General features: G+C 64.5%; 21 protein-coding genes. 10 read left to right on the forward strand and 11 right to left on the reverse strand.

Features of this window, described 5'->3' with window-relative positions:
* The first annotated feature begins 31 nt into the window (after positions 1 to 31).
* On the forward strand, positions 32 to 349 hold the full coding sequence (locus AB5Y89_RS00085; protein WP_039040821.1) for a DUF1496 domain-containing protein: 318 nt from the start codon (positions 32 to 34) through the stop codon (positions 347 to 349).
* Between the two features lie 899 nt (positions 350 to 1,248).
* Here AB5Y89_RS00085 and AB5Y89_RS00090 read toward each other — a convergent pair.
* On the reverse strand, positions 1,249 to 2,697 hold the full coding sequence (locus AB5Y89_RS00090; protein WP_368222608.1) for a catalase: 1,449 nt from the start codon (positions 2,695 to 2,697) through the stop codon (positions 1,249 to 1,251).
* A gap of 152 nt (positions 2,698 to 2,849) precedes the next feature.
* On the opposite strand from AB5Y89_RS00090, the gene AB5Y89_RS00095 reads away from it, so the two are divergent.
* Positions 2,850 to 3,338: a GNAT family N-acetyltransferase gene (locus AB5Y89_RS00095; RefSeq protein WP_128296524.1), complete on the forward strand. Its 489-nt coding sequence runs from the start codon at positions 2,850 to 2,852 to the stop codon at positions 3,336 to 3,338.
* Positions 3,335 to 4,192, forward strand: coding sequence for a helix-turn-helix domain-containing protein (locus AB5Y89_RS00100; RefSeq protein WP_319873117.1), 858 nt, complete (start codon positions 3,335 to 3,337; stop codon positions 4,190 to 4,192). Before AB5Y89_RS00095 ends, AB5Y89_RS00100 begins: the two co-directional genes overlap by 4 nt.
* A gap of 69 nt (positions 4,193 to 4,261) precedes the next feature.
* On the opposite strand, the gene AB5Y89_RS00105 is transcribed toward AB5Y89_RS00100, so the two are convergent.
* Complete coding sequence (locus AB5Y89_RS00105) at positions 4,262 to 5,161, reverse strand: DMT family transporter (RefSeq protein ID WP_202040461.1); 900 nt, start codon at positions 5,159 to 5,161, stop codon at positions 4,262 to 4,264.
* Between the two features lie 109 nt (positions 5,162 to 5,270).
* Positions 5,271 to 5,711, reverse strand: coding sequence for a DUF2214 family protein (locus tag AB5Y89_RS00110; RefSeq protein WP_029314852.1), 441 nt, complete (start codon positions 5,709 to 5,711; stop codon positions 5,271 to 5,273).
* A 110-nt stretch (positions 5,712 to 5,821) separates the two neighbouring features.
* Between AB5Y89_RS00110 and AB5Y89_RS00115 the strand changes: the two genes are divergently transcribed.
* Positions 5,822 to 7,426, forward strand: coding sequence for a sensor domain-containing diguanylate cyclase (locus AB5Y89_RS00115; protein ID WP_010675921.1), 1,605 nt, complete (start codon positions 5,822 to 5,824; stop codon positions 7,424 to 7,426).
* A gap of 23 nt (positions 7,427 to 7,449) precedes the next feature.
* Here AB5Y89_RS00115 and AB5Y89_RS00120 read toward each other — a convergent pair whose 3' ends face one another.
* The 6 genes from AB5Y89_RS00120 to AB5Y89_RS00145 all read right to left on the reverse strand — a co-directional run bounded on the left by AB5Y89_RS00120 (position 7,450) and on the right by AB5Y89_RS00145 (position 12,744).
* Complete coding sequence (locus AB5Y89_RS00120; RefSeq protein ID WP_319907776.1) at positions 7,450 to 8,109, reverse strand: HAD family hydrolase; 660 nt, start codon at positions 8,107 to 8,109, stop codon at positions 7,450 to 7,452.
* Positions 8,110 to 8,174: 65 nt separating this feature from the next.
* A complete protein-coding gene (locus tag AB5Y89_RS00125; protein WP_368222609.1) occupies positions 8,175 to 9,182 on the reverse strand; it encodes an ABC transporter ATP-binding protein in 1,008 nt (335 codons plus the stop codon).
* Between the two features lie 6 nt (positions 9,183 to 9,188).
* Positions 9,189 to 9,965, reverse strand: coding sequence for an ABC transporter permease (locus AB5Y89_RS00130; RefSeq protein ID WP_039040132.1), 777 nt, complete (start codon positions 9,963 to 9,965; stop codon positions 9,189 to 9,191).
* Positions 9,958 to 10,854 carry an ABC transporter permease subunit gene (locus AB5Y89_RS00135; RefSeq protein ID WP_275872848.1) on the reverse strand — a complete coding sequence of 299 codons (897 nt, stop codon included), beginning with the start codon at positions 10,852 to 10,854 and terminating at the stop codon, positions 9,958 to 9,960. Before AB5Y89_RS00135 ends, AB5Y89_RS00130 begins: the two co-directional genes overlap by 8 nt.
* Positions 10,854 to 11,687: an alkaline phosphatase family protein gene (locus AB5Y89_RS00140; RefSeq protein ID WP_368222611.1), complete on the reverse strand. Its 834-nt coding sequence runs from the start codon at positions 11,685 to 11,687 to the stop codon at positions 10,854 to 10,856. Before AB5Y89_RS00140 ends, AB5Y89_RS00135 begins: the two co-directional genes overlap by 1 nt.
* Before the next feature lie 10 nt (positions 11,688 to 11,697).
* Positions 11,698 to 12,744 (reverse strand): ABC transporter substrate-binding protein, encoded by a 1,047-nt coding sequence (locus AB5Y89_RS00145; RefSeq protein ID WP_319859423.1) that lies wholly within the window; start codon positions 12,742 to 12,744, stop codon positions 11,698 to 11,700.
* Positions 12,745 to 12,927: 183 nt separating this feature from the next.
* On the opposite strand from AB5Y89_RS00145, the gene AB5Y89_RS00150 reads away from it, so the two are divergent.
* The gene (locus AB5Y89_RS00150; protein WP_180344788.1) at positions 12,928 to 13,740 is read left to right on the forward strand and encodes a UTRA domain-containing protein; all 813 of its coding nucleotides are present in this window, start codon (positions 12,928 to 12,930) and stop codon (positions 13,738 to 13,740) included.
* A gap of 48 nt (positions 13,741 to 13,788) precedes the next feature.
* Here AB5Y89_RS00150 and AB5Y89_RS00155 read toward each other — a convergent pair whose 3' ends face one another.
* Positions 13,789 to 14,553 (reverse strand): helix-turn-helix transcriptional regulator, encoded by a 765-nt coding sequence (locus AB5Y89_RS00155; protein ID WP_010675913.1) that lies wholly within the window; start codon positions 14,551 to 14,553, stop codon positions 13,789 to 13,791.
* A gap of 443 nt (positions 14,554 to 14,996) precedes the next feature.
* Positions 14,997 to 15,911, reverse strand: coding sequence for a LysR family transcriptional regulator (locus AB5Y89_RS00160; protein ID WP_010675912.1), 915 nt, complete (start codon positions 15,909 to 15,911; stop codon positions 14,997 to 14,999).
* Between the two features lie 257 nt (positions 15,912 to 16,168).
* Between AB5Y89_RS00160 and AB5Y89_RS00165 the strand changes: the two genes are divergently transcribed.
* The 5 genes from AB5Y89_RS00165 to recB all read left to right on the forward strand — a co-directional run bounded on the left by AB5Y89_RS00165 (position 16,169) and on the right by recB (position 24,897).
* A complete protein-coding gene (locus AB5Y89_RS00165) occupies positions 16,169 to 16,501 on the forward strand; it encodes a hypothetical protein (protein WP_053288810.1) in 333 nt (110 codons plus the stop codon).
* 30 nt (positions 16,502 to 16,531) lie between these two features.
* Positions 16,532 to 17,218 carry a pirin family protein gene (locus tag AB5Y89_RS00170; protein ID WP_263309491.1) on the forward strand — a complete coding sequence of 229 codons (687 nt, stop codon included), beginning with the start codon at positions 16,532 to 16,534 and terminating at the stop codon, positions 17,216 to 17,218.
* Positions 17,219 to 17,301: 83 nt separating this feature from the next.
* The gene (locus AB5Y89_RS00175; RefSeq protein ID WP_043154976.1) at positions 17,302 to 17,694 is read left to right on the forward strand and encodes a DoxX family protein; all 393 of its coding nucleotides are present in this window, start codon (positions 17,302 to 17,304) and stop codon (positions 17,692 to 17,694) included.
* A 232-nt stretch (positions 17,695 to 17,926) separates the two neighbouring features.
* On the forward strand, positions 17,927 to 21,283 hold the full coding sequence (gene recC / locus AB5Y89_RS00180; protein WP_368222613.1) for an exodeoxyribonuclease V subunit gamma: 3,357 nt from the start codon (positions 17,927 to 17,929) through the stop codon (positions 21,281 to 21,283).
* Entirely contained in the window at positions 21,283 to 24,897 is a 3,615-nt protein-coding gene (gene recB / locus AB5Y89_RS00185) for an exodeoxyribonuclease V subunit beta (RefSeq protein ID WP_368222614.1), read from the forward strand. Before recC ends, recB begins: the two co-directional genes overlap by 1 nt.
* Positions 24,898 to 24,905: the final 8 nt, after the last annotated feature.

A 24,905-nucleotide genomic window follows, 5' to 3' on the forward strand; every position in this document is an offset into this window, starting at 1 on the left:
ACACTTTCACTCCCCCGTGACAGGAATTCCCATGATCCGTTGTGCAGGTTGTCTGCTGGCCCTTGGCTGGCTCTTCCCCGCGTTGGCCGCCCCGGCGTCCAACACCCTCAGCCACTCGGTGGGCACCGAGCTGGTGCTGCCCCTTGGTTCGCTGCCCGAGCGGGTGTGCTGGTATCAGGATCAGAAATACTCCCAGGGGGCCCGTATCCAGCAGGGGGAGCTCTGGCTGGAGTGCGCGCCGCAACAGGCGATGGAGACCAATGGTCCCCTGATCTGGCGAGAGGTGACGACGCCGTCACAGAGTGGTGAACCGGAGGGCAACCAGCGGACGATCCGGGTGGGCCAGTGAGCCTTTTCTTGATCCAGCTACAGACACGGGCGTGATCTCTATCGCATAATGCGGCTCTTTCTTCTCTTGACTGGGATCTAAGCAATGGCTCGTCGCTCTTCCAATGCACAACGTCGTCGCAGTAGCTGGTGGTACAAACGCTTGTTGGCAAGGGAGCGGGAAGAGCGCGAAGCGCGTTCCGTCCGGGATTGATACCGCATTGAACAACGGAGCCTCGGGCTCCGTTTTTATTGGTGACTAAAAGTGCATTACCGCAGGCAGGTTTATTACCACAGGTGAATAATGGTGCCGCTCTGCCAGTGCACAACGTCGTTGCCGCCGTGAGCTGGCGGTACAAACCCTTGTTGGCAAGGGAGGGAAGCGCGCGAGGGCGCTGCGTCCGGGATGGATACGGCATGGAAAAACGGAGCCTCGGGCTCCGTTTTTATGGGTGACTAAAAGTGCATTACCGCAGGCAGGTTTATTACCACAGGTGAATAATGGTGCCGCTCTGCCAGTGCACAACGTCGTTGCCGTCGTGAGCTGGCGGTACCAACCCTTGTTGGCAAGGGAGGGAAGCGCGCGAGGGCGCGGCGTCCGGGATGGATACGGCATGGAAGAACGGAGCCTCGGGCTCCGTTTTTATGGGTGACTAAAAGAGCATTATCGCAGGCAGGTTTATTACCACAGGTGGACAATGGTGCCGCTCTGCCAGTGGACAACGTCGTTGCCGTCGTGAGCTGGCGGTACAAACCCTTGTTGGCAAGGGAGGGAAGCGCGCGAGGGCGCTGCGTCCAGGATGGATACAGCATTGATCAACAGAGCCCTGGGCTGCGTTTTTCATTCATCAAAGACCGTCATGCGAGAACGGGGGCCATCAGGCCCCCGTTTTGCTTTTGCAGAGGTTGGCTGCCTGCGACTCAGCGTTGCAGGGCGGCCAGGGCCAGCTCGACCCGTTTGGCGTACTCGGGGTCGGCCTGCTCGAAGTGCCTGAGCTGGGCTGCGACGATGGCGTCATCCTCCACATTGATGAGGGAGCGGGCCAGGTTGGCGGCGAGGCGGGCGCGCTGTCCCTCGTCCATCAGGCGGAAGAGATCCCCCGGCTGGCTGTAGTAGTCGCTGTCGTAGTCACGAAAATCGTAGTGCAGGGCAGTCCCTTCCAGACTCAGGGCCGGTTCGTGCTGCTCGCTCGGCTGCTGGGTGCCGAAGCGGTTCGGTTGGTAGTTGGGGCTGGCGCCACCGTTGCTGTCCGCCCGCATGGCGCCGTCGCGGTGGGCACCGTGGTGGAACGGGCAGCGCGGGGCGTTGACCGGCAGCAGGCCGTGGTTGACGCCGAGGCGGTAGCGCTGGGTGTCACCGTAGGAGAAGAGCCGCCCCTGCAACATGCGATCCGGCGAGAAGCCGATGCCGGGCACCACGTTGGCCGGGGTGAAGGCGGCCTGCTCCACGTGGGCGAAGTAGTTGTCCGGGTTCTGGTTGAGCTCCAGCACGCCCACCGGGATGAGCGGGTAGTCCTTGTGGGGCCACACCTTGGTGAGGTCGAACGGGTGGATCTTGTAGGTCTGGGCCTCGGCCTCTGGCATCACCTGCACATAGACCTTCCAGCGCGGGAAGTCCCCCCGCTCGATGGCGTCGAACAGATCCGCCTGGCTGGTCTCTCTGTCCTGACCGACGGCGGTGGCCGCCTCTTCATCGGTGTAGAAGCTGTGGCCCTGCTCGGTCTTGAAGTGGAACTTGACCCAGAAGCGCTCGTTGGCCGAGTTGATGAAGCTGAAGGTGTGGCTGCCGTAGCCGTTCATCTCCCGCAGGCTCCTGGGAATGCCGCGATCGCTGAAGAGGATGGTGACCTGATGCAGGGATTCCGGGTGGCGTGACCAGAAGTCCCAGGCTGCGGTGGCGCTGCGCAGGTTGGTGCGGGGATCCCGCTTCTGGGTGTGGATGAAGTCGGGGAATTTCAGGGGATCGCGAATGAAGAACACCGGGGTGTTATTGCCCACCAGATCCCAGTTGCCCTGCTCGGTGTAGAACTTGAGGGCGAAGCCGCGCACGTCACGCTCGGCGTCGGCGGCCCCCTTCTCGCCGGCCACGGTGGAGAAGCGCAGGAACACCGGGGTCTGCTTGCCGACGGCGTTGAACAGGTCGGCCTTGCTGAAGGCGCTGATGTCGTGGGTCACGGTGAAGGTGCCGTAGGCGCCCGAGCCTTTGGCGTGCACCACCCGCTCGGGAATGCGCTCGCGGTCGAAGTGGGCGAGTTTCTCCATCAACCAGATGTCTTGCATCAGGACGGGGCCGCGGGGGCCGGCGGTGAGGCTGTTGTTGTTGTCGACGACGGGGGCGCCGTTGGCGCTGCGCAGGGTCTTGTCGGTCATGGCGGGTCTCCTTGTGATGAGTCGCCAGACTAGGTGAAGTGGGGGAGCGGCTCCAATGGAGTGTGCCTAACCCTTTGATTGGTTTCGCTGATGGGGGTGGAAACAGACGCCAGCCTTGCGGCAAGATGGGATTCAGCCAATCAGGAGGTCTCATGTCCATCACCATTCGCCGCGCCGGGCCGGAAGATGCCGCCGCCCTGCGGGATCTTCACGCCATGCCCCATGCCCAGGCGGGCACCCTGCAACTTCCCTTCCCCTCCCTGCAGCAGTGGGAGCAGAAGCTGACCCCGCGGGATGGCATCTACAGCCTGCTGGCGGAGTGCGAGGGGGAGGTGGCGGGTGCGCTGGTTCTGATGGTGGAGCCGGCCCCCCGTCGCCGCCACGTGGCGAGCATCGGCATGGCGGTACACGATGACTGGGCCGGGCGCGGGGTGGGCACTGCCCTGATGCAGGCTGCGCTGGATCTGGCGGACAACTGGCTCGGCTTGACGCGGGTGGAGCTGACGGTCTGGGCCGACAATCAGGCGGCCCTGGCCCTCTATCGCAAGGCGGGCTTTGTGGAGGAGGGCGTAGCCCGGGATTACGGCCTGCGTCATGGGGTGCTGGTGGATGCCCTCTACATGGCCAGGGTGCGCCGATGATCGACTATCGCGAGCGTCTGACGCCGGTGCTGCGGGCACTGGAGCAGGATCCGGATCTCTCCATCGAGGCGCTGGCGAGTCGCGCCTGCCTCTCCCTCTACCATTTCCACCGGGTGTTCACCGCCGTGGTGGGGGAGGCCCCCGGCGAGATGTGCCGCCGCCTGCGGATGCAGCGGGCGGCCTGGCAGCTCTGCTACACCGATGCCAGCGTCACCGCCATCGCTCTGGGGGCGGGACTTGGCAGCTCCCAGGCTTTCGCCAAGGCGTTTCGCCGTCACTATGGTTGCACCCCAGGGGCGTTTCGCCGCGACAAGGGCAAGAACGGACACCTGGATCGCAAGGAAGGACACGCATGGCAAGGGGCACTCCCTTATGCTGAAGGCCACTCATCAGCAAGGAGCAACACCATGAACACCGTCGAGATGGACGCCCGCACCCTGGCCTATATCCGCGTGACCGGCCCCTATGGCGAAGGGTATGACGCCGTCTGCCATCGCCTTCACCAGTGGGCCGCGCCCCGTGGCCTGGAAGGGGGAGAGTGGATCTTCATCTACCACGACAACCCCGAGGTGACGCCGCCGGCCCAGTGCCGCACCGACATCGGCATCAGCGTACCGGTGGGGACCCAGGGCTCGGGAGAGGTGGAAATTCAGCTCATCCCCGCCGGACGCTACGCCCAGTCCCGCTATCTCATCACGGATCGCAGCCAGTACGGGGAGCGCTGGCAGGAGCACATCGGCGATATCGTCGCGGCCGGGCTCGCCTTTGGGGACGGCCCCTGCTTCGAGCTCTATCACAGCGTGAGCAATGACCCCCTGCGGGATGACGTGAGCTTCTGCTCCAGCGTGCGCTAGGCAGGCGGCAATAAAACGAGGCGCCCAAGGGCGCCTCGTTTTATTTGGGGTCAATGACCACCGTAGATATCAGGGCTGGCTGGGCACCTTGTTGCGGCGGGACTTCCACCACCAGCGCAGGCGGATCTGGGAGATGAGCATCCCCGCCAGCATCAGGGCACAGCCGACCACGGCCCGTTCGTCCAGATGTTCCCCCAGCAGCAGGACACCGCCGATGGCGGCAAACACCGTCTCCAGGCTGAGGATGATGGCGGCATGGGCCGGATGGGCACCGCGCTGCCCCACCACCTGCAGGGTATAGCCGATGCCGACCGAGACCAGACCTGCATAGAGCAGCGCCTGCCAGCCCGCGACGGCACCTCTCGCCGTCGGTGTCTCGATGACGAAGGCCGTGGCCAGGCTGAGCAGGCCGCACACCACGAACTGCACCCCGGCAAGACGAATGGGGGCGACCCGGTTCGAGTAGTGATCCAGCACCAGCAGATGCACGGCCCAGAACAGGGCCCCGATCACTTGCAGCAGATCGCCGTAGCCGATGGTGAACTCCTCGGTGACGCTGAGGTAGTAGAGCCCGGCCATGGCGATGAGAGCGCCTACCCAGGTGTTGGCCCCGGTCTTGTGGCGCAGGGCCAGGCCGATGACGGGGACCAGGATGATGTAGAGGCCGGTGATGAAGCCCGCCTTGGCGGCCGTGGTGTAGAGCAGCCCCACCTGTTGCAGGGAGGCGGCGGAGAAGAGCACGGTGCCGGCGATGAGGCCCCCGGTCAGCAGCAGGCGGTGATCACCGGCAGGCTGGGGCGGCTGGCGTGACTTGAGCCACCACAAGAGCGGCAGCAGGGAGAGGGCGCCCAGCAGGAAGCGCAGGCCGTTGAAGGTGAAGGGCCCCATGTGATCCATCCCCAGACGCTGGGCGACGAAGCCCAGCCCCCAGATGGCGGCGGCCATCAATAACATCATGTTTGAACGCATACGGAATCATCCCTGAGAAAGAGTCTCGGCGGCACTCGGGCCCCGCCATTACGATACCTGCGAGAAGGGGCGTTTGTCGTCAGCCATTTGTTGCCGGGCGAGGGCAGGATCAGCGGCTGGCCAGCTTGGCGAGCAGGGGCAGCAGGGCGAGCAGCAGCAGGTTGCCCCTCAGGATCCAGATCACCCAGAACTGCTGCTGGGTGGAGACAAGGGGAGCCCGTCCCTGGCGCAAGGATCGGCGCCAGTGGTGGAACAGCCGGCTGGGGTAGCCAAAGCTGATGGCCATGGCGAAGAACATCAGCAGCTTGGTGCGGTAACCCGGATTGGCAAACAGGATGGCCGGTGGCTGGGGATGGGCGACCACCAGCAGCACGCCCGTGATGAAGATGAGCAGCAGGGCCAGGGCGGCCAGGCTGTCAGCCAGCAGCAGCTTGCGCACCTGCTCGATGGACATGCCGCGCCGGAACAGGAAATACTCCGAGGTGATGGCACCGGTCAGGGTGATCACGGCGCAGTAATGGAGGGCAGTCAGCAGTTCCGGTTTCAACATCCAGGCCAATTCCTTCTCGTTGGCCACCTGATGCGCTTCCCTTTGGACGCCATCAGGTGGGGCTGATATTCTGACACTACACGATGTCAGGGGATAGCATGGAGTCAGGGTTGGATAAGCGAGCAGTCTCCAAAAAGACCTGGTCCCTGGTGGCACGGATGCGCCTGGGCCTGCTTCTGCTCTTCATTCCCGTCCTGATGCTGGGCGCCATCTACTACCTGCACATGGAGCGCAGCCTGCAGCGAGAGCTGCAACAGCGCCTGCTCGCCACCAATCACCAGTTGCGCCACGTCTTCATCGAACCCTACCTGAACGAGATGGAGCGTCAGTTCTCCCTCATCTACGACCAGGTCAAGGTGGAGGACATCAGCGGCCCCCGTCTGCGCAACACCGACTCCTATCTCAGGGAGTGGCGCCTCTACAAGGGGGTGATGGCGGATCTCATCTACATCTATGTGGGCACCGCCGAGCGCCAGATGCTGATCTACCCCGAATGGCAGGCGGATGCGGACTTCGATCCCAGGGTGCGCCCCTGGTATCAGCTGGCCAGCCAGCATGTGGGCAAGATGGTCTGGACCGAACCCTACTACGACTACACCAATGGCACGCTGGTGATCGCCCTGGCGCGGGCCATCACCGACAAGGAGGGCAAGGTGCGGGGGGTCTTCGCGGTGGATGCCATCCTGGCCCCCTTCTCCGCCCAGCTGAACCGGCAGTGGAACAGCGGCTACCAGATGATCGTCAACCAGTCGGGCAAGGTGCTGGCCCACCCCGATCCCTCACAACTGCTCAAGCCCATGACCCACCCGACCTGGCTCTCCCGCTTCAGCGGGGAGGACGGCATCTTCCTGGATCAGGCGTCTCGCCAGTTCGTGGCCTACAGCCGCCTGCCGGACCACAACTGGGTGCTGATCAGCGTGTTGCCCGCCTCCAGCATCCAGGCGGTGGTGGCGAGCGCCTCCCTCAACGTGCTCGGGATCATCGTGCTGGCCAGCGTGCTCTACATGGTGCTGGCACTGATCTGGTCCCGTTATTTCAGGCGGATGCTGGACGAGATCTCCACCGTGATCCGGGCCAGCCGGACCCAGCCTGACGAGGTGCACCAGGGGGGGATGCGCGAGCTCAGGCACGTCTATGCCGAGCTGGCGGAGGTGAGCAAGGATTATCACGAGGTGCGCCAGCAGGCGAACCTCGACAAGCTGACCGGCCTTTACAACCGGCGTTTCTTCGACGAGCGGTTGAATCGGCTGCTGCTCGATCAGGACCGCTTCTGCCTGGCCATGATCGATCTGGACGGTTTCAAACGGATCAATGACACCTATGGCCACCAGACCGGGGACGTGGTGCTCAAGCGGGTGGCCAGCTTTGGCGCCAAGCTGCTGGGGGATCATGGCTGGGTATGCCGCTATGGCGGGGAAGAGCTGGTGGTGCTGTTCGCCAATCCGGATATCCACTTCTGCCAGATGCTGCTGGAGCAGTACAGGATTGGGGTGGCCTCCCTGCACTGGCGTGAACCCGGTCTTGGGATCACCTTCAGCGGCGGCCTGGTGGCGAGTGCCCCCGGGCTTGGGGCCAGGAGCCTGCTGACCATGGTCGATGCCGAGGTCTATCGCGCCAAGGGTGACGGCAAGAATCGCATCTACATGGTGGATCCCCTGGCTCCCCGGGACGACTCGCCCTCAGGGGATGGCATGTTGAGCAAAGAAGAGGCCTGAGGGCCTCTTCTTCATTGCGCGGATCAAGGGTGCAACTGCCAGGTCCAGAGGGGCCAGCCCAGCTCCTCGGCGCACTGGCGCAGGGCGGGGGCCGGATTGACCGCATGGGGATGGCTCACCGCCTGCAGCATGGGCAGATCGTTGTGGGAATCGCTGTAGCCGAAGCTCCCCTGCCAGAGGTGTTCCTTTCCGGCAAAGAGCTGGTTGATGCGGGCCACCTTGCCTTCGCGAAAACTCAGGGTGCCGCGGGTCTGGCCGGTCAGCATGCCTGCTTCCTCGTCGAGCAGGATGGCCACGCAGTGATCCATCCCCAGCATCTGCGCCATGGGGGCCACCAGATGCTCGCCGGAGGCGGAGATGAGCACCAGCTCGTCGCCACGCTGGCGGTGCCACTCGATGCGGGCCAGCCCCTGGGGGTAGAGGCGCTCCCGCAGCGCCTGCTCGGCAAAGCGGGTGCAGAGGGAGTCGAGCCACTGGCGCGTCCTGCCTGCCAGCGGTTGCAGGGTGAAGGCCATGTACTGGTGCATGTCCATCTTGCCCTGATGGTAGAGGGACATCATGGCCTGCTCCTCGGCCACCATGCCCGCCGGGGCCAGCTCCTGGGCCACCATGTACTCCAGCCAGAGGCTGGCGGAATCCCCCGCTATCAGGGTCTCGTCCAGATCAAACAGTGCCAGGGCCATGGCTGCTCCTCGGGTTGGCTGCCAGCATCGGGGAACTGGCTGAAAAATGAATGGGATTCATGGCGTTATGCTACCTCACAGAGTTGATCCCGGGCCACCACCAGGGTCACGGCGCTGCCCACCGGCAGCAGATCGCCGGCACGGCGGTTGAGGCAATCCACCGTCAACACTCCCGCCTCGCACTCCACCTGATAGCGGATGACGTTGCCGAGCAGCTGCTGCTGGCGAACGATGCCGGGCAGGCTGGGCTCGTGGCTGACCGCCCCTGCGGGCAGCAGGGTGATGGACTCCGGCCGCAGCGCCAGCTTGCCGCGAAAGCGCGGGCCGAACAGGGATTTGGCTTGCTCGCCACCCAGCAGGTTGTAGTTGCCGATAAAGCCCGCCACGAACTCACTGGCGGGGCGGGTATAGATCTGCTCCGGCGTGCCGCTCTGGACGATGGAGCCCTTGTTCATCAGGAAGATCCTGTCCGACAGGGTCAGTGCCTCCTCCTGATCGTGGGTCACGAAGATGGTGGTGAGCTCGAGGCGCTGCTGGATCGCGCGGATCTGCTGGCGCAGGCTGCGGCGGATGCGGGCATCCAGCGCCGAGAGCGGCTCATCCAGCAAGAGGATCCGGGGTTGCACCACCAGGGCGCGGGCCAGGGCCACTCGCTGGCGCTGGCCGCCGGAGAGTTCGCCCGGATAGCGGCGCTCGAAGCCGGTCAGCTCCACCAGCTCTAGCGCCTCCTGTACGCTGGCGGCGAGATCCCGCCCCGGCTGGGGCTTCATCTTGAGGCCGAAGGCGACGTTGTCCCACACCGTCATGTTGGGGAAGAGCGCATAGCTCTGGAACACCATGCCGATGCCCCGCTTCTGGGGCTCCTGCCAGGTAATGTCCTCACCGGCTACCCGCACCTGACCGCCATCCACCGGGGTGAGCCCGGCCAGCGCCCGCAGTAGGGTGGATTTGCCGCAGCCGGAGGGGCCGAGCAGGGTCACCAGCTCCCCCTTGCGGATGCCGAATTCAATTCCCTCGAACACCTTGGTGTCGCCGTAGGATTTGTGCAGTTGATTCACTTCTAGATGGAACATGTTGATTCACCGATGAAATCTGTTGGCCGCCCAGGTGAGCAGCAGGGTCAGCAGGAAGTAGCTCATCACCAGTGCGCTGGTGAAGTGGCCCGAGGTGGCACGCATGTTGTAGAGGTAGACCTGCAGGGTCTCGTAACGGGTGCCCACCAGCATGTTGGCAAACACGAACTCCCCGAGCAGGAAGGAGAGGGAGAGAAACAGCGCCGCCAGCAGCCCCTTGCGCAGGCAGGGGATCACCACCAGCAGGAAGGCGCGGGCACTGCTCGCCCCCAGCAGGTGAGCGGCATCCATCAGATCCTTCAGCGGCACCCCTTGCAGGCTGTTGGCCAGCGCCCGGTACATGAAGGGGAGCACCACGGTGAACCAGGTGCCGATCAGGATCCACGGCGTGCCGATAATCGGCAGCACGCCGTCAGCGTAGATCTGCAGCAATCCCACCGACGAGACCACCGGCGGCACCGCGAAGGGGAGCAGGATCAAGAGATTCATCCAGGGATCCAGCCTGGGGAAGTAGTAGGCCACCACCAGCACGGTGGGCACCAGCACCAGGGTGCCCAGCAACAGGGTGGCGAAGCAGACCAGGAGGCTGCGGCCAAAGGCCGCCAGAAAGCGCGGGTCGCCCCAGAGCTTGAGATACCAGTCGAGGGTGAAGCCATCCGGCAGCAGGGTCGCCCCCCAGCGGGTGGAGATGGAGTAGAGAAAGGTTGCCAGCAGCGGCAGCAGCAGGGTGGCGACCAGCGCCCCCAGCACCCATCTGGGCCAGCGCGGCGTCAAATCATGCATGGGATTGCCCCTTGTTCACATAGCTCTTTTTCAGCAGCCACTGGTTGGCGGCTGTCACCACCCCCAGCAGCACCATCAGGATCACCGCCAGCGCCGCCGCGAGATTCGGCTCGAGGAAGATGTCGCCGGAGACCAGGCTGGCCACCCGGATGGTCACCAGGTTGAAGTTGCCGGTGGTGAGGGCGTAGGCGGAGGCATAGGCTCCCACCGCGTTGGCAAACAGGATAATCAGGGTGCCGAGCAGGGCAGGAGTCAGCACCGGCAGCGCCACGTGCCACACATACTGCCCCTTGCTCGCACCCAGCAGGGCGGCGGCCTGGGGCCACTCATCCTGCAGGGCGTCGAACGCCGGGTAGAGCAGCAGCAGGGCGAGGGGGATCTGGAAGTAGGTGTAAATCAGGATAAGGCCGCTGCCCGAATAGAGGTTGAAGCCGTCGATGAGGCCCCAGGATTTGAGCAACAGGGTCACTGCACCATTGATGCCGAGCACGATGATGAAGGCGAACGCCAGCGGCACGCCGCTGAAGTTGCCGGTCATGGTGACGAAGGCCAGCAGCACCCGCTTGACCCGCTCGCCGCTGTGGCGCAGGGCCGCGGCCCCGAGGGTGCCGATGGCGAGCCCCGCCAGGCTGGCGATGCCGGCAATGCGCAACGAGTTGCCGAAGGATTGCAGATAGAAGGGGGAGCTCAAAATCTCCCGGTAGTGGTCGAGACCCCAGCCATCGGGGGTCTGGACGCTGCCCACCAGCACCCACACCATGGGGGCGAGCTGGAACAGGATCATCAAGAGGACAAAGGGCAGCAGCACCAGGACCGGCAGCCAGTGGCGGCGCTCCCGGCGTGGCTTCACCTGTTGATCCGCGAGGATCTCGGTGGTGGCAGGCATCATCAGTGCACCTCGCGCATAAAGGCCGCCTTGAGCAGCGGGGGGGCTGCCGGCTTGTCGTGGGGAACCCCCAGCAGATCCGCCATCAGGGCGCAGAGCTGGGTCTGGGCGATCACTACCCCATCCGGCCAGCGCTCGACGAAGGCATCGCCAAAGAGCCAGAGTGGCACGGTGCGCTCCTCGGCCAGGGTGCCGCCATGGCTGAGATCGTTGTTCATGCCGTGATCCGAGGTGATCACCACCTGATACCCCTCTGCCAGCCACTGGGGCAGCAGGTCGGCCAGCAGGCTGTCCATGCGGCGCGCCTGATTGCGGTACTGGCGGGAATCGAGGCCAAACTGGTGGCCAGCGTCATCCACCCCCATGGGGTGGATCAGCAGAAAATCGGGGTCGTACTGGCTGCGCAGCCACTCGCCGTCCATCAGCAGATGGCTGTCGGGGTAGCCGTCATCCCAGTAGAAGCAGCCGTGCTGGATGGGCAGTTGCTCATCGTGAGTGAAGCGATCGCGGGCCGCCAGCCAGGGGCTCTGGTTGTAGAGCTCGCTCACCCAGTGGTAGGCCGCCGCTGCGGTGCGTTTGCCCGCGGCCCGGGCCAGATGGAAGATGGCGTCGTGTTGGCTGAGGCGCGTCACTCCGTTGTGGGTGATGCCGCTCGCCACCGGCGGCACGCCGGTCAGGATGCACTCGTAGAGAGGGCGGGAGAGGGAGGGCAGGGCGGCACTCAGGGTCGTATGCAGGCCGCGCTCTGCCTCCACCATGCCACAGAGGTAGCCCATGCAATGGGCTACCTCTGCTGCCAGGCCATCCACAAGTACCACTATCACCTTGTATTGCACTGGCCACTCCTTACTGCATGTTGATCATGACGGTTTCCTGCCACTGGCGCGGCAGGGCCTTGGAGCTCTGCTCCCAGGCGGCGTGATCCTGCACCGGCTTGGCATTGGCATACTGCTCGGCCGGCAGCAGCTTGGCCTTGACGTCATCCGGCAGGGTCACGTTGCTGCGAATGGGGCGGGCGTAGCCACGGGCCAGGTTGATTTGACCTGCATCGGAGAGGATGTATTCCCGCGCCAGCTTGGCGGCGTTGGGGTTCTTGGCCCACTTGTTGATGATGGTGGTGTAGCCGGCGATGACGGAGCCGTCGCTCGGGATCACCACATCAAACTTCTTGGGGTCGATCTGGTCGCGGTAGTTGAGGGCGTTGAAGTCCCACAGCACCCCCACTTCCACTTCGCCTTTCTCGATGTTGGCGATGGTCGGGTCGTTCAGCGACAGACGGCCCTGCTTGGCCAGCTTGCCGAACAACTCCAGGGCGGGTTTCAGATTCTTCTCGCTGCCGCCGGTGGCATAGGCCGCCGCCAGCACGCCGTTGTTGGCCTGGGAGGCGACGCCCACGTCACCCAGGGTCACCTTGTAGTCGCCACCCAGCAGGGATTGCCAGCTGGTGGGGGCGGCCTTGACCAGATCCTTGTTGATCAGGAAGGCGATGGTGCCGGTATAGGCCAGCATCCAATGGCCATCCGCATCCTTGGCCCAGTTGGGAATGTCGGCCCAGGTGGAGGGTTTGTAGGGCTGGGTGACACCCTGCTTGACCGCCACCGGGCCGAAGGCGCCGCCCACGTCACCGATGTCGGCGGTGGCATTGGCCTTCTCGGCGGCGAACTTGGCGATCTCCTGGGCGGAGCTCATGTCGGTATCCTGATGCTTGATGCCGTAGATGCTGCCGAGCTGTTGCCAGGTATCCTTCCAGTTGGCCCAGCTGTCCGGCATGCCGACGCTCTGGAGCTGGCCTTCACCGCGGGCGGCTTTTTCGAGATCCGCGATGTTCTCGGCGGCAAACAGCGGTTGACTGATGGCCACCAGGGCCAGTGCACTTGCGATCATGCTTTTCATCATCCCATCCCTCTGGACTAGGTCAGTTAAGGTTCGAGAGGGATGCTAGAGGGGAAATATGACGGTGGCGGGGCGCTTTGATGGCAGTTTCGTGACAATCGCCCTGTCATGGCGCTGTCATCAGGGGCGGTTACAACTCGGGGTCGACAACCTCTGGTCTACTCCAGTGGTGTGTAAACCCGAATGACCGACAGGGATGTGACAGTGACAGAGCGATTGAGTGAACAGGGGATGGCCGATGGCCGCACACCCTCCAAGTGCGAACAGATTTGCCGGACCCTGCGCCGCTATATCGGCAGCGGACACCTGGCGGCGGGGCAGCAGCTGCCCGCCGAACGGGCGCTGAGCGAGCGCTTCGCCACCACCCGCATCACCATCAAGGAGGCGCTCTCCAGCCTCGAGGCGGACGGCCTCATCTACCGGGCCGAGCGGCGTGGCTGGTTCGTGGCGCCGCCTCGCCTCACCTACGATCCCGCCATCCACACCCACTTTCACCAGTGGATTGGCGAGCAGCAGCGCACCGCCGAGACCCGGGTGCTGGCTCATGGCAACCAGCTTGCCAGCAGCGAGTTGTGCCGCTGGATGGGTCTGGAACCCTTTACGCCGCTCTACGAAATCCGCCGCCAGCGGCTGATCGACGGTCGCCCCGTGCTCCACGTCAGCCATCACCTGCTGGCGAGCCGCTTCCCCGGCATCGCCAGCGCTCCCCTGGCCAGCTCCCTCACCGAACTCTACCGGCAGCGCTATGGCATAGGCCAGGGCTGGGCGAGCCTCGAGATCACCCCGTCGGCGGCCCGGGGAGAGATAGCCCGCGCCCTCAACCTGGCCCAGGGGAGTGCCGTGCTGCGGTTGGTGCGGGTCAATCATGACGAGGAGGGGAAGCTGGTGGATTGCGACATCGAGCACTGGCGACCGGATGCCATCCGCATCTGCCTGGATACCCGGGCACTGCAACCGCTCACCATCGGCGCGCGGCAGGTGCAGCTGGCAGAGTAGCGGCGTTCTGGCGACCTGACATGGCGGATCCCGCAGGATCCACCGGGATCAGTTGTCGATGTTGGGGATCAGATCGTCGAAGCTCTGGTAGCCGCAGTCCGCCAGTTGCAGCGACATGGTGTAGGTCTTGCTGCCCTCCCGCTGGCCGATGGCGGGGCGGTTGAGCTTGAGCTCCTGATGCCAGTACTCCTTCATGCGATCGATCAGCGCCATGGCCTCGCTCTCCCCCAGATGGAGCTGGCACAGCGCCATGTAGTTGTTGGGCCTGTGCATGTTCTCCACCAGATAGTCCCCCAGCACCGACATGGCCTGGCGCGCCTGCTGGCGGGCGAAACGGCTGTGCTGCTCGAAGCTGATGCGCTCGCTGATGAGGAAGTGGTAGCTGTTGTCGATGCCAAGCTGCAGGATGCCGAGCTTCTCCAGCTTGCGCAGATAGAGGTAGCAGGAGGCATCGGTCAGGCCGTACTCCCGCTTGAGATCGATGAGGGTCTTGTCGCGCCAGAAGATGTTGGCGAGAAAGGCATAGAGCCCCGGCTCCTTGTGAAACGCCTCGTCCTGCTCCTGGGTGAAGACGGCCCGGCGGCTCTGGGCATCCTGGGTCCGGTCCAGCAGCTCTTCGAAGGAGAGTCCCACCAGATGGCAGATCTCCAGCAGGGTGTCGAACGGCAGGGAGGGCTTGTTCATCATGCGCTTCACGGTGGCGATGGAAACCCCCATGGCTTCTGCCAGGGTCTGATAGCGGATCCCCTTGTCAGTCAGGGTTTTCTTCAGGGTGTCGAGGATGTGATTGGCCAGTGTCTGGCTGTAGGTCATGCAACTATTCCTTTATCTGCATTTTTAGTCGTGTCAGAAATTGAGTGGTTTGTCTGTATCGGGCTCAAATTTTGACACCTAGAAAAACCAGAGGAGGGTAACCCGGTGATAATGGCGGAAATGGCCTGACCAGTTGTGGTGCAAGGTGGCAGAAAATGACACTCGGTGGTGCATATCCTTCAACCTTTCAACATTTTGCTGGTGATGCATATTACATCGCACATAATTCAACACGAATCGGATTCAATACCTTCCTGGTTGAGAAAACGATTGTTTGCTTCCAATTTAAGGGTTTTTTTAACCGCAAGGTTTTATTCTTTCCTGGCATTGAGCGGAACTCGCAAGAGGTCCGCTTTTTTTCTTTTCTCCGAATCTGAGCCCGTCGTCAAGAATGGGGCGCAGTTTTGGTACTTCCTGCGCCACCGACCCCGGAAGGCAGTCCTTTATTCCCCCTGACCGGCAAACAGCTTGGGGATCTCCCGCACCAGCCAGCTCTTGGCCTTGCCCATGGTGTCTCGCCGCCAGGCCAGCACGACCTGGATCTGGTGGCGATACTCGGGACTGATCACCTTGAGTCTGCCCGCCTTGATGTCCTCTTCAATCCAGCGTTGCGGCATGGTGCCGATGCCGAGCCCCGCCAGCAGGGCGTCCCGCTTCTCCCCCATGGTGCTGACGGTCAGGCGCGGCTGCTTGTCGAGCAGGCGGTAGGTGAGCACCGGCTTGCGCAGCGCCGTGTCGGCCACCGCGATGGCGCGATAGCGGCGCAGGGTCTCGTCCGCCAGGGGCTCGGGTTCCTGATGCAGGGGGTGATCGGGATGGGCGACGTAGAGCATCACCTCCTCCCTGAGCACCTGGTGCTTGATGCCGGTCATGGCGATATCGGCATTGAGAGAGGAGATGAGCAGGTCGGCGCGGCCATCTTCCAGGCACTCCCAACTGCCCGCCAGCACCTCGGCGCGAAACCTCAGCCGGGTATCGGTCTGTTCGGCCAGCCGATCCACCAGGGGGTAGAGAGCCTGTACCGGCATCAAGGCATCGACGGCGATGGTGATGTCGGTCTCCCAGCCACGGGAGAGGGCCCGGGTCTCCCCCACCAGGTGCTCGGCCGCCTCCAGCAGCACCCGGCCCCGCTCCAGCAGCATGCGGCCCGCCGGGGTGAATTTGGTCCTGTGGCCGCTGCGGTCGAACAGCATGGCGTCCAGCTCGTCTTCCAGCTTTTGTACCGTGTAGCTCAGCGCCGAAGGCACCTTGCCCAGCTCGTCGGCCGCCGCCGCGAAGCTGCCACGACGGTCGATGGCGTCCAGCACCCGGATCGCCTCCAGGGTCAGCGCCCGCTCCTTGTTCGATTCCTTGGCCATATCCAACCTTCAATTTTTTTGAATGTGTTTACCAGATTATCTCGCTAACAACTTAGGGGAAGTCACTTTAATATTCAATCAACGCTTAGGCAGGAACGCCTGGCAGCCAAATAAAAGGTAGTTCCGGGCTGAGACATTCCCAAACACGATGTCTGATGTCAGCAAAAGAACAACATAGTATTTGAATGATCTCTTGCATGGATGCATTGATTCGGGCCCAAGGGGCCTTGGCAATGACATAAAACCCAAGAGAGTGAATGAACATGAAAAACGTAATCAAGATGCTGGCCGTTGCAGGCCTGATGACCGCAGGTGCCGCCCAGGCTTCCGTTCCCGCTGACTTCAATGCCGCCCCGGGCGTGCTGTTCGTCAACTGGAGCGCCACCGCCGCGATGGACGGCAAGGCCAACCCCATGCTGGAGGTGCGCGACGAGTCCGGTGATCTGCTGGCTTCTGTCCACGCCAACCTGATCGGCACCCAGCAGGTCGCCATCCCGAGCCGCACCCAGGGCAACCTGACGGTGAGCCTGGGCAACGAAAGCAGCAGCTACCGCATCCCCTTCGGTCTGGGTGACGGTCGCCAGCGTTAATGAACCAACTTGGTCAGTGAGGAGCACACCATGATGAAATTGAGAGCCGCAGAAGCACGGGGCAAGGCCAACTTTGGCTGGCTGGATGCCCGTCACAGCTTCTCCTTCGGTCACTACTATGACCCGGAATGGATGGGGCACTCTGCCCTGCGGGTCATCAATCAGGATCGGGTGGCGCCGGGTGGCGGTTTCGCGACCCACCCTCACGCCAACATGGAGATCCTCACCTGCGTGCTGCAAGGCACCATAGAGCACAAGGACAGCCTCGGCCACGCCGAGCAGATCCCGGCGGGGGATTTCCAGCTGATGAGCGCAGGGTCCGGCATCCGGCACAGCGAGTACAACCCCTCGCAGACCGAGCCGCTCTCCCTGCTGCAAATCTGGATCGAGCCGAATGAACACGGCACGACCCCGGGTTATCAGCAGAAGAAGATTGAAAACAAGCCCGGGATGACGCTGGTGGCGTCACCGGACGGCGAGGCGGGATCCTTCAGGATCCGCCAGCAGGCCCGCGTATGGCGGCTGCAGCTTGCCGAAGGGGAGACCCTCGAGTGGGTATTGCAAGGGCGTCATGGTTACCTGCACATGATTTCAGGGGAGCTGACCGGCAACGGTCTGGCTGCCCGACCCGGCGACGGGCTGCTCAGCCGCGACGAGTCGAGCTGGGTGCTCACCGCCTCCAGGGGGAGTGAAGCCCTGCTGTTTGACCTGCCTTGATAGAAAAATCTTGGCGAAATGAATGAGTTAACAATTAGCTTTTACACTGTAAATACCATGATGGTAAGCAAAGGAATATGACGATGGACAAGATGAAAGATGTGGCACTGCTGGTGGGTCGTGTACTGCTGGCGCTGATGTTCGTGATGGCTGGCTGGGGCAAGATCGGCGGTTACGCCGGTACCCAGGGTTACATGGAAGCCATGGGCGTGCCCGGGTTCATGCTGCCCCTGGTGATCCTGCTGGAGCTGGGTGGCGGTCTTGCCATCGTGCTGGGCCTGTTTACCCGCAGCCTCTCCGTGCTGCTGGCCGGTTTCACCCTGATGGCCGCCTTCATCTTCCACTATCAGCCTGCCGAGCAGATGCAGATGCTGATGTTCATGAAGAACGTCTCCGTGGCCGGTGGTTTCCTGGCCCTGGCGGCGGCCGGTGCAGGGGCTTTCAGCCTGGATGCCCGCCTCGGCAAGCACTGGTAATACCCTGACGTTTCAAGTTTTCCAACGCCTTTTGGCCGGTGCCCTGCACCGGCTTTTTTGTGCCCGCTTCCCAGGGATGTCATCGGTGTGACGGCGCGCAGTCCGGACGCCACAAGTGCCTTTTGCATCTTATCCCCCGATCCCCGACAATCCCGATTCGCGTGCCGTGACGGGAATGCCAGAGAGTGTCCCCCCGCGCACCCCCTCTTCATGAAATTGGCGGGAGTCGTCCATGTTTACCCTCTACCACTCCAATCAGCTGGATCTGCTCAAGGAGCTGCTGGTGAGCCGCATCCGGCAGGCTCCGCTCTCCCACCCCTTCGATCGGGAGCAGATCCTGGTGCAGAGTCCCGGCATGGCCCAGTGGCTCAAGCTGGAGCTGGCCAAGGCGTTCGGCATCGCCGCCAACATCGACTTTCCCCTGCCCGCGAGTTTCATCTGGGAGATGTTCACCCGGGTGCTGGCGGACGTGCCGCGCCAGAGCCCCTACAACAAGGGGGCCATGAGCTGGCACCTGATGACCATTCTGCCCACCCTGCTCGGCAGACCCGCCTTTGCGCCCCTCGCGGCCTATCTGGGGGGCAGTGACGGGGCGGTGCCGGAGCAGGTGCGGCTCTGGCAGCTCTGCCAGAAGGTGGCGGATCTGTTCGACCAGTATCTGGTCTACCGGCCGGACTGGATCGCCCGCTGGGAAGAGGGGGAAGGATTGAGCCAGGAGCTGGCCGGGGTGAGCGGTCAGGATTGGCAGCCCGAGCTCTGGCGAGAGCTGGTGGCCCGCACCCTGGCCCTCAGCCCCAGCGGCTACCACCGCGCCAACCTCTACGAGGCCTTCATCCACGAGCTGGAGCGCACCCGGGATCTGCCGGGCAGGCTGCCGCAACGGGTCTTCGTGTTCGGCATCTCGGCCCTGCCGCCCCGCTACGTGGAGGCCCTGCTGGCCCTCGGCAGCCGCCCCGAGGTGGAGGTACACCTGTTTGTGACCAACCCCTGCCGCTACTACTGGGGGGATTTGCTCGATCGCAAGACCCTGGCGCGCCTCGAAAACAAGCTCAAGCCCGGCACGGATCTCGAGACCCTGCAGGGCCCCGCCAATCCGCTGCTCGCCTCCATGGGCAAGCTGGGGCGTGACTACCTGCACCAGCTGATGGAGCTGGAGGTGCCGCAGATCGAGGCCTTCGTCGACATCGAGGATCGCGACGATGAGGGCAAGGTCACCTTGCTGCGGGCCATCCAGAAAGACGTGCTGGAGCTGGCGGAACGGGGGGCTGGCGAGTTCAGTCTCGATGCCAGCCATCACAAGAGCCCTGTCAGCCTGGATGACGGCACTTTGCAGATCCACGCCTGCCACGGCCCCATGCGGGAGCTCGAGGTGCTGCATGACCGGCTGCTGGCCCTGTTCGAGCAGGATCCCACCCTCACCCCCAAAGACGTGGTGGTGATGATGCCGGACGTCAACAGCTACGGCCCCTACATCCAGGCCGTCTTTGGCAAGGAGGGCGGCAAGGGGCGGGGCGGGGCCCGCGGCCAGATCCCCTTTGCGATCTCCGATCGGGCGGCGAGCCAGGAAAGCCCGCTGCTGCAAAGTTTCCTCGCCCTGCTCAGGCTGCCGAACGCCCGCTTCGGGGCGGGGGAGCTGCTCGCCATCCTGGAGGTGCCCGCCGTGCTGCGCCGCTTCGAGCTGGACGACGACGAGTTCAACGTGCTGCGACGCTGGGTGCAGGAGACCGGCATCCGCTGGGGGCTGGATGACGACTATCCCGAGCGCTTTGCGCTGCCGCGTCTGTCCGGCAACAGTTGGCTGTTCGGCCTGCGGCGCATGCTGCTGGGCTTTGCCATGGGGGACGGGGAGCCGGTGGCGGGGATCCTGCCCTATGCGGACATCGAGGGGCAGCAGGGGCTGATCCTCGGCAAGCTCGCCTGGTTCGTCGACTCCCTGGCGGAATTTCTGCCCCGGCTGCAACAGGCGCAGCCGCTGGCCGAATGGCACGCCTGCCTGCTGGCGCTACTGGAGCGCTTCTACCTCGCCGACGAGGATGAAGAGCGCCAGCTCCAGCTCATCCGCAGCCAGCTCACCGACTGGCAGGCCCAGCTCGGCGAGGCCCGCTTCGAGCAGGCCATCAGTGCAGACCTCTTGCAGGACTACCTCGGCAGCGTGCTGGGGGAGTCCCGCTCCAGCCAGCGCTTCCTCGCCGGTCAGGTCAACTTCTGCACCCTGATGCCGATGCGCTCCATTCCCTTCCGCCAGGTCTGCCTGCTCGGCATGAACGACGGCGTCTACCCGCGCACCCTGCCCCCCATGGGCTTCGATCTGATGGCGGTGGCCTCGCGGCGCGGGGACCGATCCCGCCGGGATGACGACCGCTACCTCTTCCTCGAAGCGCTCCTCAGTGCCCAGCAGGGGCTCTACATCAGCTATCAGGGGTTCAGCGCCCAGGACAACAGCGAGAAGGTGCCCTCCGTGCTGCTGGCGGAGCTCATCGACTATGTGCGCCAGGGCTTCGTGCTGGCAGGGGATGAAGATCTCGACGACGACACCTCGGGCCAGCGGCTGCTCGAACACCTGATCGTGGCGCACCCCCTCACCCCCTACAGCCCGGCCTACTTTTACCCCGAGCCCGGCTCCGGTCTCTTCACCTATGCCGCCGACTGGCTGCCGGCACTGAGCCCGGTGCGGGGTGCCGCCAACTTCCAGAGCGGCGATCTGCCCCTGCCTGCGGAGTGGGGCAGGGAGCAGGGGCTGGAGCTGGCGGAGCTGCTGCGCTTCTATCGCCAGCCCGCCAGGTACTTCCTCAACCGCCGCCTCAAGGTGTGGTTCGAGCTGGAGGAGGCGACCATCGAAGACAGCGAGCCCTTCGAGCTGGACGGCCTGCAGCACTATCAGCTCAAGGCGCTGCTGCTGGATGCCCATCTGACCGAAGGGGAGAGCGAGGCCCGTCGCCATCGGCTGCAACTCTCCGGCCTGCTGCCGCAAGGGTGGTTCGGCAGCCTGCTGCTGGAGGAAATCGACGGCGAGATGGGCAAGCTGGCGGCGCGGCTGCGCCCCTGGACGGGGGACAAACAGGCGGTGGAGATCGACATCGCCCTGGCCCAGGGGCAGCTTCAGGGCTGGATAGACACCCAGAAGGGACGAGCGCTGGTGGTCAAACCCGGCAGCTTCAACGGCAAGGATCTGCTGCTGGCCTGGATCCAGCACCTTTGCCTCTCATTGAGCAGCGCCCCCGGCGACACCCTGCTGTTCGATGCCAAACAGAGTCTGCGGCTGCCAAGGCTTGCGGCGGACGAGGCGCGGCCCAGGTTGGCGGCCCTGGTGGCCCTCTGGACCCAGGGGATGAAGCGGCCGCTGCCGTTCTTTCCGAGCACCGCCTGGGAGTGGCTCAGGGCGATCGAGAAGGATCCGGCAAAGCCGGAGGAGGCCGACAAGGCGGCGCTTGCCCGCTTCAACGGCGGCTACATGGTGACGGGAGAGGGGCAGGACGTCTATGTCGCCCGCTGCTTCCCGGAACTCGATGACGAGGTGCTGGCCCAGTTGCAGGGGCTGGCCCGTGAACACCTGACCCCGCTCCATCAGGCGCTGGAGGAGTTGCAATAATGGCTAACCCGCTCAATCCCCTGCGTTTTCCCCTCTATGGCGAGCGGCTGATCGAGGCCTCCGCCGGGACCGGCAAGACCTATACCATCGCCGGTCTCTATCTGCGTCTGCTGCTGGGCCACGGCCCGGTTATCGAACAAACAGGCGAGGAGGGGGGAGACGCCGGTCAGCCCTGTGCCCACGAGCGGCCCCTGTCGGTGACCGAGATCCTGGTGGTGACCTTTACCGAGGCGGCCACCGCCGAACTGAGGGGGCGGATCCGCGCCCGCATCCACGAGGCGCGCCTCGCCTTTATGCGCGGTCACAGCACGGATACCCTGCTGGCCCAACTGCTGGCGGAGGTGGAGGATCACGACCTGGCTGCCCGTCGCCTGCTGGCCGCCGAGCGGCAGATGGACGAGGCGGCGGTCTTCACCATCCACGGCTTCTGCCAGCGGATGCTCAGGCAGAATGCCTTCGAGTCGGGCGCCCTCTTTGAAACCGAATTTTTGACCGACGACAGCCGGCTCCGGCTGCAGGCGGTGAGTGACTACTGGCGCGCCGAGTTCTATCCGGTGGACCAGCCCCTGGCCCGGGCGGTGCGAAGGCTCTGGCCGAGCCCCGCCGCCCTGCTGCGGGAGATGGGGAGCTGGCTCGACAACGACGAGCTGGAGATCCGCCCGGTGGCGGGGGACGAGACCCTGGCGGCGCGGCACAGTGTCGCCATGGCCCGCATCGGGGCGGTGAAAGCCGGGTGGCTGGCGCAGACGGACGAGATCCGCCGCCAGACCGAGGGGCAGATCAGCCGTTACACCGGCAAGAACTACGAGGGCTGGCTTGCCAAGATTGGCGACTGGGCGCAGGACGAGACCAGCGGCTACGTCCTGCCCAAGGAGCTGGAGCGCTTCGGCCAGCAGGCGCTGGAGGAGAACCTCAAGAAGGGGGGAACGGTGCCCACCCTGCCGCTCTTTGGCGAGATAGACGCCCTGCTGGCGAGCCGACCCGGCATCCGGGATCTCGTCTTGCAGCGGGCGGCCAGGGTGGTGCGCAGCCGGATGCAGGAGAGCAAGCGCCAGGCCCATCAGCTCTCCTTCGACGATCTGCTGCGGGATCTCGACGGGGCGCTCGGCTCGGGCCTGGGGGAGCGGCTGTGCGAGCGCATCCGCGCCACCTACCGGGTCGCCATGATCGATGAATTCCAGGATACCGACCCCCAGCAGTACCGCATCTTCCATCGCCTTTACGGTGGTCACCAGGACACGGCGCTCCTGATGATCGGCGACCCCAAGCAGGCCATCTACGGCTTTCGTGGCGCCGATATCTTCACCTACATCCAGGCGCGGCGAAATGTGAGCGCCCACTACACCCTGGGGCGCAACTGGCGCTCAAGCCGCGCCCTGGTGGCGGCGGTCAACGGCCTGTTCGAGCGGGCGAAGGATCCCTTCATCTACGAGGCGGACATCCCCTTCCTGCCGGTGGAGGCGCAGGGCAAGAGCCGGGCACTGCTGATCGAGGGGCAGACCGCCCCCGTGCTGCACTGCTGGCAGCTCACCGGTCAGCCCACCTTCAACAAGGGGGAGTACCAGAGCAGGATGGCCCGCGCCACGGCGGCGGAGATCCATCGCCTGCTCACGCTGGCCCGGGAGGGCAAGGCGATGCTCGGCAGCGAGCCGGTCAGGGCCGGGGATATCGCCGTGCTGGTGCGCACCGGCGCCGAGGGCAAGCTGGTGCAACAGGAGCTGGCGCGCCTTGCCATCGCCTCGGTCTATCTGTCGAACCGCGAGAGCGTGCTGGCCCAGGTGGAGGCGCGGGAAATCCTGCTGATCCTGCACGCCTGCCAGAACCCGAGCGATGAGCGAAGCCTTAGGGCAGCGCTCGCCACCGGCCTGTTCGATCTCGATGCCAGGGCCCTGGACGCGCTGGCCTCGGACGAGCGGGCCTGGGAGAGCGCGGTGCAGGAGTTCATGGGATACCGCGCGGTCTGGCATCGACACGGGGTGCTGGCCATGCTGCGGGCCCTGATGCACGGGCGCAACCTCGCCGCCTCCTTGCTGGCGAGCCCCTACGGGGAGCGGCGGTTGACCAACTTCCTCCATCTCGGCGAGCTGCTGCAACAGGCGAGCGGCGAGCTGGACGGGGAGTACGCCCTGCTGCGCTGGCTCGGGGAGGCGGTGAGCCAGCCCAACGGCCAGGACGGGGAGCAGATACTTCGCCTGGAGTCCGAGCGCAAGCTGGTGCAGATCGTCACCATCCACAAATCCAAGGGGCTGGAGTACCCGCTGGTCTTCCTGCCGTTCATTTGCAGCCACCGCGCCGCCGACACCCCCCTGTTCCACGAAACGGGGGAGGCGGGCAATCGCACCGTGCTCGATCTCACCGGTGCCGAGGCGTCCCTGGCCGAGGCCGACAAGGAGCGCCTCGCCGAAGACTTGCGCCTGCTCTACGTGGCCCTGACCCGGGGGGTCTATGCCACCTGGCTGGGGCTGGCGCCGGTGCGCTCCGGGGCGGGCAAGTCTGAGAAGACCGACCTGCACCGCACCGCCATCGGCTACCTGCTGCAAAAGGGGGAGGAGGGGGACGCCGGGACACTGGCGACCGCCCTCACCGACCTGGCCCAGGCGCTGCCGGGGGTGGCCGTCGGTGAGCCCTCGCTCACCCGCCCGGCCCCGCTGCCCGCCGAAGCGGAGAAGCCGGGGGAGCCCAGCGTGCGCGCGTTCCAGGGGCAGCTTGAGCGGGACTGGTGGATCAGCTCCTACTCCGGGCTCGCGGCCCAGGGCAACGGCCACGGCAAGGGGGTGCTGGCCAACCCCGGCTTCGATGACGAGGTGGCCACCGAGGCCGCCGTCACCGTGCAGGAAGAGGAGGCGCCCGCCCCTTCCATCTTCACCTTCCCCAAGGGGGCGCGTCCCGGCACCCTGCTCCACAGCCTGTTCGAGACCATCGACTTCGAGCATGCGGGGGGTGAGTCGCTGGCACAACACATCGCCACCCTGCTGGCCCAGGAGGGGTTCGACGAAGGCTGGGCCCCGGTGCTGCAACAGCAGGTGGAGGCGGTGCTGGATACCCCCCTTGAGACCGGCCTTGGGGATCCAGTGCGGCTGCGGGATCTGGCCCCCGAGCGCAAACAGGTGGAGCTGGAGTTCTTCCTGCCCATGGGGCGGGTGACGGCACCGGCGCTCACCGCACTCTGCCAGCAGCACGACCCCCTGTCGCGGGGCGGCAAGCCGCTGGGCTTTGCCACGGTGCAGGGGATGCTCAAGGGCTTTATCGACCTGGTGTTCGAGTGGCAGGGGCGCTGGTATCTGCTCGACTACAAATCGAACCACCTTGGCATGAGCCCCGCCGATTACGGCCGCCCGGCCCTGGAGCGGGCCATGGTCGAGCATCGCTACGATCTGCAATACCAGCTCTATTCGCTGGCCCTGCACCGGCTGCTCGCCTTGCGGCTGCCGGGCTACGATTTCGACCGGCATTTTGGCGGGGTCTTCTATCTCTTCCTGCGCGGCATGCCCCAGGGGGGCATTTTCCATGCCAGGCCCAGCCGGGAACTGGTGCTGGGGCTGGACGAGTTGTTTAGTAAAGGTGTGACGTCTGACGATCATCGTTTAGAAAAATCGAACAAAGCAGAGGCATGAGGGGCGAG

The organism is Aeromonas sp. s4 (assembly GCF_040907855.1).
GTDB classification, from domain to species: domain Bacteria; phylum Pseudomonadota; class Gammaproteobacteria; order Enterobacterales; family Aeromonadaceae; genus Aeromonas; species Aeromonas caviae.

Excerpts from the sequence above, each read along its gene's own strand:
- recC (WP_368222613.1), top strand. The coding sequence starts at position 17,927 with ATGTTTACCCTCTACCACTCCAATCAGCTGGATCTGCTCAAGGAGCTG.
- AB5Y89_RS00090 (WP_368222608.1), bottom strand. The coding sequence starts at position 2,697 with ATGACCGACAAGACCCTGCGCAGCGCCAACGGCGCCCCCGTCGTCGAC.
- AB5Y89_RS00085 (WP_039040821.1), top strand. The coding sequence starts at position 32 with ATGATCCGTTGTGCAGGTTGTCTGCTGGCCCTTGGCTGGCTCTTCCCC.
- AB5Y89_RS00170 (WP_263309491.1), top strand. The coding sequence starts at position 16,532 with ATGATGAAATTGAGAGCCGCAGAAGCACGGGGCAAGGCCAACTTTGGC.
- AB5Y89_RS00095 (WP_128296524.1), top strand. The coding sequence starts at position 2,850 with ATGTCCATCACCATTCGCCGCGCCGGGCCGGAAGATGCCGCCGCCCTG.
- recB (WP_368222614.1), top strand. The coding sequence starts at position 21,283 with ATGGCTAACCCGCTCAATCCCCTGCGTTTTCCCCTCTATGGCGAGCGG.
- AB5Y89_RS00150 (WP_180344788.1), top strand. The coding sequence starts at position 12,928 with ATGACCGACAGGGATGTGACAGTGACAGAGCGATTGAGTGAACAGGGG.
- AB5Y89_RS00100 (WP_319873117.1), top strand. The coding sequence starts at position 3,335 with ATGATCGACTATCGCGAGCGTCTGACGCCGGTGCTGCGGGCACTGGAG.
- AB5Y89_RS00175 (WP_043154976.1), top strand. The coding sequence starts at position 17,302 with ATGGACAAGATGAAAGATGTGGCACTGCTGGTGGGTCGTGTACTGCTG.
- AB5Y89_RS00165 (WP_053288810.1), top strand. The coding sequence starts at position 16,169 with ATGAACATGAAAAACGTAATCAAGATGCTGGCCGTTGCAGGCCTGATG.
- AB5Y89_RS00130 (WP_039040132.1), bottom strand. The coding sequence starts at position 9,965 with ATGCATGATTTGACGCCGCGCTGGCCCAGATGGGTGCTGGGGGCGCTG.
- AB5Y89_RS00135 (WP_275872848.1), bottom strand. The coding sequence starts at position 10,854 with ATGATGCCTGCCACCACCGAGATCCTCGCGGATCAACAGGTGAAGCCA.
- AB5Y89_RS00105 (WP_202040461.1), bottom strand. The coding sequence starts at position 5,161 with ATGCGTTCAAACATGATGTTATTGATGGCCGCCGCCATCTGGGGGCTG.
- AB5Y89_RS00160 (WP_010675912.1), bottom strand. The coding sequence starts at position 15,911 with ATGGCCAAGGAATCGAACAAGGAGCGGGCGCTGACCCTGGAGGCGATC.
- AB5Y89_RS00145 (WP_319859423.1), bottom strand. The coding sequence starts at position 12,744 with ATGAAAAGCATGATCGCAAGTGCACTGGCCCTGGTGGCCATCAGTCAA.
- AB5Y89_RS00125 (WP_368222609.1), bottom strand. The coding sequence starts at position 9,182 with ATGTTCCATCTAGAAGTGAATCAACTGCACAAATCCTACGGCGACACC.
- AB5Y89_RS00155 (WP_010675913.1), bottom strand. The coding sequence starts at position 14,553 with ATGACCTACAGCCAGACACTGGCCAATCACATCCTCGACACCCTGAAG.
- AB5Y89_RS00110 (WP_029314852.1), bottom strand. The coding sequence starts at position 5,711 with ATGTTGAAACCGGAACTGCTGACTGCCCTCCATTACTGCGCCGTGATC.
- AB5Y89_RS00120 (WP_319907776.1), bottom strand. The coding sequence starts at position 8,109 with ATGGCCCTGGCACTGTTTGATCTGGACGAGACCCTGATAGCGGGGGAT.